The organism is Cupriavidus sp. GW823-FHT07B10 (assembly GCF_058794355.1).
Genome location: NZ_JBXAGS010000009.1, coordinates 84444 through 96950 on the forward strand (window position 1 = coordinate 84444; position 12507 = coordinate 96950).

General features: G+C 68.4%; 11 protein-coding genes. 2 read left to right on the forward strand and 9 right to left on the reverse strand.

What is annotated here, in order from left to right; all coding sequences use genetic code 11:
• Positions 1–41 precede the first annotated feature (41 nt).
• A complete protein-coding gene (locus tag AC1Q6V_RS19700; RefSeq protein ID WP_010810073.1) occupies positions 42–698 on the reverse strand; it encodes an arylesterase in 657 nt (218 codons plus the stop codon).
• Here AC1Q6V_RS19700 and AC1Q6V_RS19705 point away from each other — a divergent pair.
• Positions 697–1395, forward strand: a complete 699-nt coding sequence (locus AC1Q6V_RS19705; RefSeq protein WP_010810072.1) for an ABC transporter ATP-binding protein — start codon at positions 697–699, stop codon at positions 1393–1395. The two genes, AC1Q6V_RS19700 and AC1Q6V_RS19705, sit on opposite strands and share 2 nt — an antisense overlap.
• On the opposite strand, the gene pgi is transcribed toward AC1Q6V_RS19705, so the two are convergent.
• The 8 genes from pgi to AC1Q6V_RS19745 all read right to left on the reverse strand — a co-directional run bounded on the left by pgi (position 1392) and on the right by AC1Q6V_RS19745 (position 11509).
• The gene (gene pgi / locus AC1Q6V_RS19710; RefSeq protein WP_058697286.1) at positions 1392–3035 is read right to left on the reverse strand and encodes a glucose-6-phosphate isomerase; all 1644 of its coding nucleotides are present in this window, start codon (positions 3033–3035) and stop codon (positions 1392–1394) included. The two genes, AC1Q6V_RS19705 and pgi, sit on opposite strands and share 4 nt — an antisense overlap.
• Before the next feature lie 143 nt (positions 3036–3178).
• Positions 3179–4141 (reverse strand): DMT family transporter, encoded by a 963-nt coding sequence (locus tag AC1Q6V_RS19715; protein ID WP_010810070.1) that lies wholly within the window; start codon positions 4139–4141, stop codon positions 3179–3181.
• Positions 4138–5724: an NAD(P)H-hydrate dehydratase gene (locus AC1Q6V_RS19720; RefSeq protein WP_454750081.1), complete on the reverse strand. Its 1587-nt coding sequence runs from the start codon at positions 5722–5724 to the stop codon at positions 4138–4140. The genes AC1Q6V_RS19715 and AC1Q6V_RS19720 overlap by 4 nt, the downstream gene beginning before the upstream one ends.
• Before the next feature lie 6 nt (positions 5725–5730).
• On the reverse strand, positions 5731–7029 hold the full coding sequence (locus tag AC1Q6V_RS19725) for a D-amino acid dehydrogenase (RefSeq protein WP_454750082.1): 1299 nt from the start codon (positions 7027–7029) through the stop codon (positions 5731–5733).
• Between the two features lie 61 nt (positions 7030–7090).
• Positions 7091–8401, reverse strand: coding sequence for a TRAP transporter large permease (locus AC1Q6V_RS19730; protein WP_010810067.1), 1311 nt, complete (start codon positions 8399–8401; stop codon positions 7091–7093).
• Complete coding sequence (locus tag AC1Q6V_RS19735; protein WP_037023387.1) at positions 8401–8952, reverse strand: TRAP transporter small permease subunit; 552 nt, start codon at positions 8950–8952, stop codon at positions 8401–8403. The genes AC1Q6V_RS19730 and AC1Q6V_RS19735 overlap by 1 nt, the downstream gene beginning before the upstream one ends.
• A 104-nt stretch (positions 8953–9056) precedes the next feature.
• The gene (locus AC1Q6V_RS19740) at positions 9057–10022 is read right to left on the reverse strand and encodes a TRAP transporter substrate-binding protein (protein WP_010810065.1); all 966 of its coding nucleotides are present in this window, start codon (positions 10020–10022) and stop codon (positions 9057–9059) included.
• A 122-nt stretch (positions 10023–10144) separates the two neighbouring features.
• Positions 10145–11509 (reverse strand): amidase, encoded by a 1365-nt coding sequence (locus tag AC1Q6V_RS19745; RefSeq protein WP_454750083.1) that lies wholly within the window; start codon positions 11507–11509, stop codon positions 10145–10147.
• A gap of 250 nt (positions 11510–11759) precedes the next feature.
• On the opposite strand from AC1Q6V_RS19745, the gene AC1Q6V_RS19750 reads away from it, so the two are divergent.
• Positions 11760–12347, forward strand: coding sequence for a winged helix DNA-binding protein (locus AC1Q6V_RS19750; protein ID WP_454750084.1), 588 nt, complete (start codon positions 11760–11762; stop codon positions 12345–12347).
• Positions 12348–12507 lie beyond the last annotated feature (160 nt).

A 12507-nucleotide genomic window follows, 5' to 3' on the forward strand; every position in this document is an offset into this window, starting at 1 on the left:
CCAGCAAGGACCCCTGCCAGGCGGCAGGGGTTTTTTTATTCTTACTTCGCGCCGCTGCGCCTGAGCATCGGCTTGAGCTGCGGCCACACCGTATCGAGCAGCGCTGGCTGTGCCGCGGCGGTCGGGTGGATGCGGTCGGGCTGGAACCAGTCCTGCCGCGCGATGACATTGTCGAGGAAGAACGGCACCAGCCGCACCTTGTACTCGCCGGCCAGCTTCGGATACAGCGAGACGAACTTCTCGGTGTAGTCCTGCCCGTAGTTGGGCGGGATGCGCATGCCGATCAGCAGCACGCCCGCGCCGGCCTTCTGTGCCATGCTGACGATGTTGCGCAGGTTGGCCTCAGTGGTCTGCAGCGGCAATCCGCGCAGCGCGTCGTTGGCGCCAAGCTCCACCACCACGATGGCCGGGCGGTGCCGCGACAGCAGCTCCGGCAGCCGCGTCTTGCCGCCGATGGTGGTCTCGCCGCTGATGCTGGCATTGACAACGCTATAATCGAAGCGCTCCTGCCGCAGGCGGTCCTGCAGCAGCGTGACCCAGCCCGCGCCGCGCGCGATGCCGTACTCGGCGGAGAGGCTGTCGCCAAGCACCAGCAGTGCCGGCGCCGCAGCCTGGGCTGAGGCCCCGGCCGATATCGTCAGTGCCATGCCGGTTGCCAGCAGCAGCCGGCGCCATTTGCCTCGGATCCCAATATCCATGTCTTCTTCCATTCTCGCTGTCGAGTCCCTCGGAAAGACCGTTGCCGACACGACCGGTTCGCTGACGATTTTGCACGACGTGACCTTTTCCGTCACGCCGGGCGAAACGCTCGCCATCGTGGGGGCGTCCGGATCGGGCAAGTCGACGCTGCTCGGGCTGCTGGCGGGGCTGGACCTGCCCAGCACGGGCACGGTACGGCTGCAGGGCCAGGACCTGTTCGCGCTGGACGAGGACCAGCGCGCCGCCGTGCGGGGCCGCCATGTCGGCTTTGTGTTCCAGTCGTTCCAGCTGGTCGGCCACCTGACCGCGCTGGAAAACGTGATGCTGCCGCTGGAGCTGCGCGGCGAAACGTCGCAGGTGCGCGAGCGCGCCCTGGACATGCTGCTGCGCGTGGGCCTGGGCGCGCGGCTGGGGCACTATCCGCGCACGCTGTCGGGCGGCGAGCAGCAGCGCGTGGCGCTGGCGCGCGCGTTCGTGGCGCGCCCGGACATCCTGTTTGCCGACGAGCCCACCGGCAGCCTCGATACCGCCACTGGCGAAGCCGTGATCGCGCTGATGTTCGAGCTTAACCGCGATGCCGGCTCAACGCTGGTGCTGGTAACGCATGACCGCTCGGTGGCGGCGCGCTGTGGCCGTATCCTGACCATCGACGCCGGCCGCGTGGCCAGCGATGAATGGATGGGCGCGGAGGTCTAGCTGGCGGCGCCCGCCTTCAGCACCGCGCGGGCGCGCTCGATCAGCGACGTGGTGGAGGCATCGTGCTGGCCGACGGCATTCCCGGTCAGCTCGGCCTCGATCGGACGGGCCAGGATCTTGCCCAGCTCGACGCCCCACTGGTCGAAGGAATTGATCTTCCAGACCACGCCCTGCACGAAGGTGCGGTGCTCATACAGCGCAATCAGCGCACCCAGCACATGCGGCGTCAGGTTTTCCATCAGCAAGGTGTTGCTGGGGCGATTGCCCTCGAACACCATATGGGCGATACGGACTTCGTCCTTCAGGCCGGCGGCACGCAGCTCATCGGCGCTGCGCCCGCGCATCAGCGCCTCGGCCTGCGCAAAGCAGTTGGCCAGCAGCTTGGCGTGATGGCCTGCCAGCCGGCGCGGCGGCACCAGCGGCGCGACAAAATCCACCGGCACCACCTGCGAGCCCTGGTGGATCTGCTGGAAATAGGCATGCTGCCCGTTGGTGCCGGCCGTGCCCCACACCACCGGCGAGGTATGCGTGCGCACGGGCTGCCCGTCAAGCTGCACCGACTTGCCGTTGCTCTCCATCTCCAGCTGCTGCAGGAAGGCGGGAAACAGCTCCAGCGAGGTGGAGTAGGGCGCCATGCAGCTGGTGGGCAAATGCCAGAAATTGCGGTACCAGATGCCCAGCATGCCCAGGACCACCGGCATGTTGCGTTCCAGCGGCGCGGTGCGGAAATGCTCGTCCATGGCGCGCGCGCCGGCCAGCAAGTCGGCGAAGGCGTTGAAGCCCACGGCCAGCGTGATCGACAGGCCGACCGACGACCACAGCGAGAAGCGTCCGCCGATCCAGTCCCAGAACTCGAACATATTGGCCGGGTCGATGCCGAACTCGCGCACCGCTTCGGTATTGGTCGAGACTGCGACGAAATGCTTGGCAAGGTCATGCTCGGCCACGCCGTTGGCGACAAACCAGGCGCGCGCGCTGCGCGCGTTGGCCATGGTTTCCAGCGTGGTGAAGGTCTTGGAGCAGACGATCACCAGCGTCCGTTGCGGGTCGAGCCGCACCAGCGTCTCGGCCAGGTCGGTGCCGTCGACATTGGAAACAAAGTGCATGCGCGGCGCGGCATTGCCATCGGCATCGGCCAGGTGCGACAGCGCGCGGCACACCATGCGCGGCCCCAGGTCGGAGCCGCCGATGCCGATATTGATGACATCGGTGATGCGCTCGCCGGTGGCACCCTTCCAGGCGCCGCTGCGCACGCGTTCCGAGAAATCGCGCATGCGTACCAGCACCTTCTGGATTGCCGGCATGACCTGCTCGCCGTCGACCTTGTAGCCGGCGCCGGCAGTCGCGCGCAGCGCTACGTGCAGTGCCGCGCGGTCTTCAGTCGTATTGATATGCTCGCCCGTGAACATCGCGTCGCGGCGTCTGGTCACGCCGGCCTCGGCTGCCAGCTGTACCAGCAGGCGCATGGTTTCGGGCGTGATCCGGTTCTTCGAATAGTCGAGATAGAGCCCGGCGGCTTCCAGCGAGAATTGTGCGACGCGCTGCGCGCCTTCGCGATCGAACCCGTCGCGCATCTGGGCGTCGCGAAGGGTGTCGTGGTGCCGCAGCAGGGCGTTCCAGGCGTGAAGGTCAGTGGGCATGCAGGACAATCGAGGTTGCGCGAGCCGCGTGGCGTTGCCGGCTCACAAGACAGAGATGCAAGTATATCGTCAGCGCTGCCGGGATCCGGCCTGGCAGCGGCGTCATATCGTTACCACTTGCAACATACCACCGTGGGCGCAGGCTAAGTATCGGACATTGTCTGACGGCGCGCGCCGCCGAGCCGGGCCGCGATGGCGCGTAGCACGGGTTCTCCCCCAGCGACGCACAAGCCTCCCAGACAGATGATGCCGATGCCGATTGCGGTGGTCCAGTCGGGCAACTGGCCGAAGGCCAGGTAGCCGATCACCGTCGCGGACAGGATCTGCAGGTAGAGGAAGGGGCTCAGGAACGAGGCATCCGCGTACTGGAAGGCCCGGATGACGAAATAATGGCCAAGTGATCCGGTGATCCCCGCGGACAACAGCAGCGCACATTGCATCGGCGTAGGCCAGGCGCTGAACCAGAAGAAGGGCACGATCAGCGTGGTCAGGCAGGCGCCGGTTACGCCGCTCTGGATCAGCGTGGTCATCGGTGTGTCGTGCGCGGCAATGCGGCGTGTCAGCATCTGCATCAGCGCGAACACCAGCGCCGACACCAGGCCCAGGCCGACACCGAGCGGACTGAGCTGCCCCCCCGGGCGCACCACCACCAGCATGCCGGCAAAGCCGACCACCACACCGGTCCAGCGCATCCAGCGGGCATGGCGCCCGGGGCGCTCGCCCAGCAGCCACGGCGATAGTGCCACCACGAACAGCGGCGCGCAGAAATTCAGCGCCGTGGCCTGCGCCAGCGGCATCAGCATCAGCACGCTGAAGAACACCAGCGTCGAGACCAGCATCAGCGCGCCCCGCAGCCACTGCAGCCCTGGCCTTGCCGGCCGCCACTGGCGCCGCCAGCCGGCGGGGCCGAGCAGCAGGAAGATCGCGACCACATGGCCGACATAGCGCACCCATGCCACGGCCACCAGCGGCAGTCCTTGCTGCGTCAGGGTCTTGCTGGTGGCATCGAGCAGGCTGAGGATCCATTGCCCGATGACCAGCAGGGCGATGCCGGTGAGCAGGTGGCGGCGGTCGGCGGGATCGCGCAGCATCGCGCCGCGCGTCATGCGCGGTCCCCGGCCAGCAACTGGTTGAAGATGGTGCGCGCGGGCGCGTACAGTTCGCTTGCGGTGACGCCGGCCGGCCCGGTGCCCTGGGCGACAAGGGCATCGGCGGCACGTCCGTGGATCCACACCGCCGCCCGGGCCGCGGCCAGCGGCGCCATGCCTTGCGCCAGCAGCGCCCCCAGCATGCCGGCCAGCACGTCGCCGGTGCCGGCGCTGGCAAGTGCGGCATTGCCGCTCGGGTTGAGCGTGCATGGACTGCCGTCAGGCGCCGCGATCACTGTGCCCGATCCCTTCAGCACGACCACGGCCTGCCATTGCGCAGCCAGTGCTGCGGCAGCAGCGGGCCGGTCGCGCTGCACCTCGGCGACGGGAACGCCCATCAGCCGGGCGGCTTCGAGCGGGTGCGGCGTTATCACGCAGGCCGCGCCGCTGGCGGCCAGTGCCCCGGCCAGCGCCGGATCGGCAGCCAGCAGGTTCAGGGCATCGGCATCCAGCACAAGCGGCAGCGGCGCGGCTTGCAGCAGCCGCGCAAACTGCTTGTGTGCGTTGGCGTCCGTGCCCATGCCAGGACCGATCACCAGCGCCGACATGGCAGCGAGGGCCAGTGCGTCCACGGCATGCAGCATCAGCTCCGGATGCAGCGGATCGAACAGCGGTGCGGGCTGTGCCAGGAAGCCGATATGCACCTTGCCCGCGCCGAGGAACTGCGCGGCCCTGGCGCCCAGCAGCGGCGCCCCGGTCATGCCCAGGTTGCCGCCGATGAGCGCCAGCGAGCCATGCGTGCCCTTGTTGCTGGCATGGTGGCGGCGCGGCAGCGCCGTGCTGAACAGCGCCGGGCCGTTTACCAGGCAATGGGGCGTTTCGTCCGGCGGATAGTCAAGGCCGATCGGCGCGATATCGACCTCGCCGGCGCAGTCGCGCCCGTCGAGCATCAGCAGCCCGGGCTTGGCGGCGATAAAGGTCAGCGTGCGCTGCGCGCGCACGGCCGGCGCGCCCGCGCCGGTGTCGGCGAACAGGCCGCTGGGGATGTCCAGCGCAAACACCGGCAGCGCGCTGCGGTTGATTTGTCCGATCCACCACGCCATGGTGCCGTCGGCGGGGCGGTTCAGGCCGATGCCGAGCAGGCCGTCGACGAGCGCAGCGGTGCCCGCGGGCCAGTCCGCGTCATGCGAGGCAGCGATGCCTGCGACCACGCTGACCGGGACGCCGGCTGCGTGCGCTTGCTGCCAGGCGGTCGCGGCGTCGGCGGGCAGGTGCTGCGGGTCCGCCGTCAGCCATACCTGCACGGCACGGCCGGCGCTGTGCAATTGCGTGGCGGCCACCAGCGCATCGCCGCCGTTATTGCCGGGGCCGGCCAGGAACAGCAGCGGGCCGGCGGGTGCATGGCAGGCCAGCCAGCGCGCGGCCGCGGCGCCGGCGCGCGACATCAGCGTAAAGGCGGGCAGTTGCGTGAAGGCGGCGTTCTCGATGCGGCGGATGGCGGCGACGTCGTACAGCGGAACCGGTGCGGAGGCAGCGGCATCGAGTGCAAACCAGCCGTCGCCGTTTGCGTGCGAGGTGGCGGTAGAGGCAGAGGGTGTCATGTGTGGTTATCTGGCGGGCCCCAGGCCGTAGCGGTCGGGCAGCAGGCCCTCCATGTCGATGTCCGGGCCGCCATGGGTGCCGGCGCTGGCGGCGATCTGGTCAGCCGCAATCTTGCCCGATCCGCAGCTCATCGCCCAGCCCGTCGAGCCATGGCCGAGGTTGAGGAACAGGCCGGGCACGGCTGTTGGGCCGATCAGCGGCGGCCCGTCCGGCAGCATCGGCCGCGCGCCCACCCATTGCGTGGCTTCCTGGTAGTTGCCTGCCACCGGGAACCAGTCGCGCGCGACCTTGACCAGGGTGTTCAGGGCGGCCGGCCGCAGATCAAGCTTGCGTGAGCCCAGCTCGGCCGTACCCGCCACGCGCAGGCGGTTGCCCATGCGCGTGATCGCGACCTTGTAGGACTCATCCATCAGCGCGCCCAGCGGCGCCTGCAGTTCGTCGCGGACCATCACCGTCACCGAGTAGCCCTTGACCGGATACAGCGGCATGCGCAGGCCCAGCGGGCGCAGCAGCGCGGTGCTGTCGGCGCCGGCCGCGACCAGCACGCGGTCGGCGCTCAGCACCTGGCCAGGGCGCTTCTTGTCGGAGTGCTGCAGCTCGACCTGCAGCTTGCCCGCGTTGTCGGGCCTGACGCGCGCCACCCGGGTGTCGAAGCGGAACGATACGCCTGCGGCCTCGGCATGCCGGTGCAGCGCGCGCACGAACATCGGGCAGTTGCCGGACTCGTCTTCCGGCAGGTGCAGCCCGCCAGCCAGCGGCGTGTCGGCCGCCAGGCCCGGTTCGATACGGCGGCATTCCTGCGCGCTGACCAGCCGGTGCGGCACGTTGTTCTCGCGCAGCAGGGCCACGGCGGGCGCGGCCAGGTCGAGGTCGCGCGCGGTGCGGAACAGCTGCAGGTAGCCTTGCGACTGCTCGTAGTCGATCTCCAGCTCGCTACGCAGCCGGTGCAGGCACCCGCGGCTGTAGAACGCCAGCCGCTGCATGCGCAGCTTGTTGGCGCGGTAGCGCTCCAGCCGGCATTCGCGCAGCCAGCGCACGATCCAGCGCCACATGGCCGGGTCGGCGGAAGGGCGGAACAGGACCGGCGCCTCGCGCGCAAAGAGCGTGCGCAGGATCTTGCCGGGCATTCCCGGCGCCGCCCATGGCGTGACATAGCCGGGCGCGATCACGCCGGCATTGCCGAAGCTGGCTTCCTGCGCCGGCGCGGCGCGGCGTTCGAGCACGGTCACGTCGAAACCGGCCTGCCGCAGGTACCAGGCGGAACTGACGCCGATCGCGCCGGCGCCGATGACGATCACATGCATCGGACTGGGACCCTCCATATTGCCGGGCCGGCGGCAAATGGCCGGGCGGGGCCGGCCAATGCTATTTGACTTCCTGCTGCATGACAATGTCCGGCAGCCAGGTGACCACGCCCGGCCAGATCGTGACGATGGCGATCGCCACCACCATCATCATGAAAAAGGGCAGCGAGACCCTTGCTATGTAATTGCTGTCCTTGCCTGTCATGCTCTGCAGCACGAACAGGTTGAAGCCCACGGGCGGCGTCACCTCGGCGATCTCCACCAGCAGCACGATGAAGATGCCGAACCAGACCAGGTCGAAGCCGGCCGCCTGCACCATCGGCAGCACCGTCGCGGTGGTCAGCGCGATCATCGAGATGCCGTCCAGCGCCGTGCCCAGCACGATGTAGATCACTGTCAGCACGGCGATCAGCGCCCACGGCGACAGGTGCATCGCCGCCACCCATTCCGCCAGCGCGCGCGGGATGCCGGTAAAGCTCATGGTAACCGACAGGAACGAGGTCGCGCCCAGCACGAACATGATCATCGCGGTCAGCCGCGTGGCCGACATCAGGCTGTCCCAGAACGCCGCGCGCGTGAGCGAGCCGCCCGCCCACGCCAGCGCCAGCGAAGCCACCACGCCATAGGCTGCGGCCTCGGTCGCGGTGGAGTAGCCGGTCACCATGATCACGGTGATAAAGGCGATCAGCACGATGCACGGCAGCAGCTGGCGGATCGATGCCAGCCGCGCACGCCAGTTGAAGTGCTCCGACGGCGGGGTTTTGTCCGGGTTGGCCAGTGCCCAAACCACGATATAGCCGGAGAACAGCAGCATCAGCAGCAGGCCGGGTATGAAGCCCGCCAGGAACACGCGGATGATCGACACGTCCGCCGACACCGCGTACACCACCATCGTGATCGACGGCGGGATCAGGATGCCGAGCGTGCCGGCGCAGGACAGCGAGCCGAGCGTAGTGCGCTCGTCGTAGCCGCGCCGCGTGAGTTCCGGCAGCGCCGATTTGGCGATGGTGGCGCAGGTGGCCGCCGACGACCCCGACACCGAGCCAAAAATGCCGCAGCCCAGGATATTGACGTGCATCAGCCGCCCGGGCAGCCAGCTCAGCCACGGCGACAGCCCGCTGAACATCTGCTCGGACAGCTTGGTGCGGAACAGGATCTCGCCCATCCAGACAAAGAGGGGCAGCGATGCCAGCGTGTATGAGGCGCTCGACGACCACCATGCGTTGGCCAGGCTGACCAGCGCCTCGCGGTCCGAGAACACCACCAGACCGACCCATGAGGTGACCGCAATGGCCACGGGGATCCACGCGCCGATCGCCAGGAAGACGATCATCACCAGCAGCAGGATCAGTGCAACCACGACTGTGCTCATCAGACCGTCTCCCCGAAATCGCCGGCGGCGAGCTTTTCTTCATGGGCCACCTGGTAGCGCGGCTTGTGTCCGCGCACCACGCGCAGCCATTCATCGGCGACCGCCAGCAGGAAGCCGACGCAGCCAAGCACCGCGAAGCTCTGCGGAATCCACAGCGGGATCACGATCTGGCCCTGGGAGACATCGCCGATTTCCCAGCTCTGCCACGCAAAGGTGCCAAGCGCCCAGGCCGCGTAGGCGGCAAACGCCAGGCAGACGGTCAGCGAGACCAGCTCCAGCACCCGGCGCCGGCGCGGGCCCACGGCCCCCAGCAGCATCTCGACGCGCACGATGCCGCCATGCTGGAAGGTCTGGCCAAGGATCAGGAAGGCGGACGCCGCGCACAGCCAGGCGACGATGTCATCGCCACCCTTGAAGATCACCGAGGTCTCCCGCGACAGCGACATCAGGATCATGATCACGCAGACGGCGAGGATGCACAGCGCGCCGAGCACGGCAAAGAGGTCAAGCAGGCGGTCGAGCCAGCGCTTGGAGGAGGGGGCAGTTGGCATGATGGGCAGCAGTTGAGGCAAGCGGGCAGCAGGCTTGCTGACGAACATCGATCAGGCAGGTTTGCTCCCCTCTCCCGCTGAGGGGAGAGGGAGCGCACATCAGCCTACTTGCGGTAGGCGTCCAGGATAGCCTTGCCGTCCTCGCCCGCGCCCTTGGCCCAGTCATCCACCATGACCTTGCCCACCTTCTGCATGTCGGCCTTGAGCTGCGGCGAAGGCGGCTGCACCGTCATGCCGTTGCGCGACAGGGTGGCCAGGTACTCCTTGGTCTTTTGCTCCGAGACCTGCCAGCCGCGCTTCTCGGCGTCGGCGACGGCCTTGAGCAGGGCCTCCTGGGTCGGCTTGTCCAGTGCCGCGAACGCTTTCTTGCTGACCACCAGCATGTTCTTGGGCAGCCAGGCGTCCACCGTGTAGAAGTACTTCACGCTCTCCCACACCTTGGTGTCGACGCCGGTTGCGCCCGACGACATGAAGGAGTTGACCGTGCCAGTGGCCAGCGCCTGTGCCAGGTCGGCAGCCTGGATGGTCACCGGCTGGGCGCTGACCAGCTCGGCGATGCGCGAGGTGGCCGGGTTGTACGCGCGCCATTTCAGGCCCTTCATGTCCGCGGCGGAATTGATCGGCTTGTTGGCATAGATGCCCTGCGGCGGCCAGGCCACCGCGTACAGCAGCTTCATGCCCTGCTTGTCGAGCACCTTCTCGGTGACCGGGCGCGAGGCCTGCCACAGCTTGTAGGCGTCGGCATAGCTGGTGGCCAGGAACGGCACCGCATCGACGCCGAACACCGGATTCTCGTTGGCCAGCAAGGACATCAGGATCTCGCCCATCTGCACCTGGCCGGTCTGCACGCCGCGCTTGATCTCGTTGGCCTTGAGCAGCGAGCCATTGGGGTGCAGCACGATCTTGAGCTTGCCGCCGGTGGCCTTGTCCACGTCGTTGGCCATCTGTTGCAGATTCTCGGTGTGCAGGTTGCTGGCCGGATAACCGGTCGGCAGGTCCCACTTGGTATCCGCCTGTGCCGCCACGGCGGCCAGCATCAGGCCGGCCGCAACGATTGCCTTGACTCGCATCTCGATCTCTCCTGGTGTGCGCGCGGGGGCGCGGTGGTACTGCTGGTTGCGTACTACCTGGTGCCGGTCGTGCCCGCATTGGCGGGCACGCCGGCGCAAGATCAACGGCGCGGCGGCAGGGCTCAGTCGTCGCGCTGTGAAGGTTGCACGATGCGTTCCAACGCAAGGGCCGTGCCCAGCAGGCCGGCATCGCGCATCGGGCCGTGCGACAGCATCAGGCCCACGGGCAGCTCGTCCGGCGCGTGGCAGGGCAGCGAGATCGAGCAGCCGTCAAGGAAATTGAAGGCCGAGGTATTGCGCAGCAGCAGGGCATTGACGCGGAAGAACTGCGCATCATCGGTGCGCAGCGGCGCAATCTCGGGCGCGACCATCGGCACGGTCGGGCAGACCACGGCGTCGAAGCGGGCCAGGCGCGCTTCCATGCGGGCGATCCAGTCCAGCCGGGCGCGGCCCAGGTCGATATAGTCGGCGGCGCTGACATTGGCGCCGCGGTCGATGCGCGAGGCCACGCGCGGGTCGTACAGGTCGCGCCGGGCGGCCAGCAGGTGGCGGTGGATGGCAAAGGCTTCGGCCGAGCTGAAGCCGCCCTGGGCGTTCAGGCCCGCCAGTTCGCCGAGCTCGGGCAGGTCGACATGCTCCAGTTGCACGCCGGCGGCCGACAGCCGGCCCAGCGCGCGGTCAAAGGCGCGCGCCACCACCGGGTCGAGGTCGTCCAGCAGGACCTGGCGCGGGATCGCCAGCCGCGTCGCGGCGGGGTTGGTGACGCGCGGGATCACTGCGCTGTCCGCGATCACGCTGTCCACGGCAATGCAGTCGCTGACCGTGCGCGCCATCGCGCAGGCGGTGTCGAGCGTGTAGGACAGCGGAAAGGCCCCCGTCAGCGGCACGCGCCGCGCGGTGGGCTTGAAGCCGGTGATGCCGCATAGCGCGGCGGGGATGCGGATGGAGCCGCCGGTGTCGCTGCCAAGCGCCGCGACCGCCAGCCCCAGCGCCACCGAAACGGCCGCACCCGACGACGAGCCGCCCGGGATGCGCGCCACGCCATCGGTGCCGGCTGGGTTGGCCGGCGTGCCGTAGTGGGGATTGATGCCCACGCCCGAGAACGCGAACTCCGTCATGTTGGTGCGCCCGACCAGGGCTGCCCCTGCAGCGCGCAGGCGGGCGACCACGGTGGCGTCCGCCGTGGCCGGCGCGGCATCCTTGCGCACCAGCGAGGCTGCGCTGGTGACTTCGCCGGCCACGTCGTAAAGGTCCTTGACTGAAACCGGCAGCCCCGCCAGCGGATGCAGCGCCTTGCCGGCGCGGCCGGCGGCATCGGCAGCGCGCGCGACCTGGGCCGCGGCCTCGAAGGTGCTGTGCAGGAACACGGCCTCGGCAGCCGGCGCGGCGGCAAGCGCGGCCGCCTGCTCGATGATCTGCGCACGGCTGGTGGCGCCGTCGCGCAGGCGGGTGTTCAGGGTATCGAGGTCGGGAAGCATGGATGGCATGGGGTCTGCAAACGGGGTGCGAGGGCGGGGCGGGCACCGCCATGGTGGCGGCCGCCTGCCGGCACGGGGAAGGGCGCGGTGCACATGCGCAGGGCCAGTCGTGGCCGGCGTCCTCCCTCATGCTTTACCTGTATTTATTAGGTGTTCATGCTCATAATTCGCCAATAAACTGTCAAGCTAAAATTGCCGGGGCGCGCTCCGGGCTTATACCTAGCACGCCAGCGCCGTCCCATCGAAAGGAGTCTCCCGCATGCCACGCAAGCCAGCCGAGAGCGGGCATACCGCCGCCGCCGTGGCCGATAAGGCAAGGCCGGCCACCGCGCTGTCGCGCGCGGCCGGGGCCAATATCGTGTCGTCCTCGCACCTGGTGTCGGTGCGCAGCCCCGAGCTGTCCGAGTTCGAGTTCGGGCTGAACACCGCCTACAATGCCTACAGCCGCTGGGTGGTGCGCTGCATGGGGGCGGCGGGGGTGCGCGACCTGACCTTCCTGGACGTGCTGGTGCTGCATCACGTGAACCATCGCGGCCGGCCCAAGCGGCTGGCCGATATCTGCTTCGTGCTGAACGTGGAAGACACCCACCTGGTGACCTACGCATTGAAGAAGCTGCAGGGGCTGGGGCTGGTGAGCGGGGAGCGGGTCGGCAAGGAGGCCACTTATTCGACCACCCCGGCCGGTGCCGAGGCCTGCGCACGCTATCGCGAGATCCGCGAACAATGCCTGACCAGCAACTTCACCGAAGGCAGCGAAGAGAATGCCGAGATCGGGGAGCTCGCCCGGCTGATGCGGGTGCTGACCGGCCTGTACGAGCAGGCCGCGCGCTCGGCGACGTCACTCTGAGCCGTCCATTCGGTAAAAGTGACGCATAAGCATTATCAGGATGGGCGGTAACACGGCCCCGTCGTGATGTCGCAGTGCAAAATCCGGGTGCCGGCAAGGTACAATAGCGGTTTCCCGCCAGTTGGCACCCCATGCAGCGGTGCCGGCTAAGCAGCAGCCC

Coding starts and splice junctions, on each gene's coding strand:
- AC1Q6V_RS19735 (WP_037023387.1), bottom strand. CDS start 8,952: ATGCCAACTGCCCCCTCCTCCAAGCGCTGGCTCGACCGCCTGCTTGAC.
- AC1Q6V_RS19705 (WP_010810072.1), top strand. CDS start 697: ATGTCTTCTTCCATTCTCGCTGTCGAGTCCCTCGGAAAGACCGTTGCC.
- AC1Q6V_RS19745 (WP_454750083.1), bottom strand. CDS start 11,509: ATGCCATCCATGCTTCCCGACCTCGATACCCTGAACACCCGCCTGCGC.
- AC1Q6V_RS19720 (WP_454750081.1), bottom strand. CDS start 5,724: ATGACACCCTCTGCCTCTACCGCCACCTCGCACGCAAACGGCGACGGC.
- AC1Q6V_RS19700 (WP_010810073.1), bottom strand. CDS start 698: ATGGATATTGGGATCCGAGGCAAATGGCGCCGGCTGCTGCTGGCAACC.
- AC1Q6V_RS19725 (WP_454750082.1), bottom strand. CDS start 7,029: ATGCATGTGATCGTCATCGGCGCCGGCGCGATCGGCGTCAGTTCCGCC.
- AC1Q6V_RS19750 (WP_454750084.1), top strand. CDS start 11,760: ATGCCACGCAAGCCAGCCGAGAGCGGGCATACCGCCGCCGCCGTGGCC.
- AC1Q6V_RS19740 (WP_010810065.1), bottom strand. CDS start 10,022: ATGCGAGTCAAGGCAATCGTTGCGGCCGGCCTGATGCTGGCCGCCGTG.
- AC1Q6V_RS19730 (WP_010810067.1), bottom strand. CDS start 8,401: ATGAGCACAGTCGTGGTTGCACTGATCCTGCTGCTGGTGATGATCGTC.
- AC1Q6V_RS19715 (WP_010810070.1), bottom strand. CDS start 4,141: ATGACGCGCGGCGCGATGCTGCGCGATCCCGCCGACCGCCGCCACCTG.
- pgi (WP_058697286.1), bottom strand. CDS start 3,035: ATGCCCACTGACCTTCACGCCTGGAACGCCCTGCTGCGGCACCACGAC.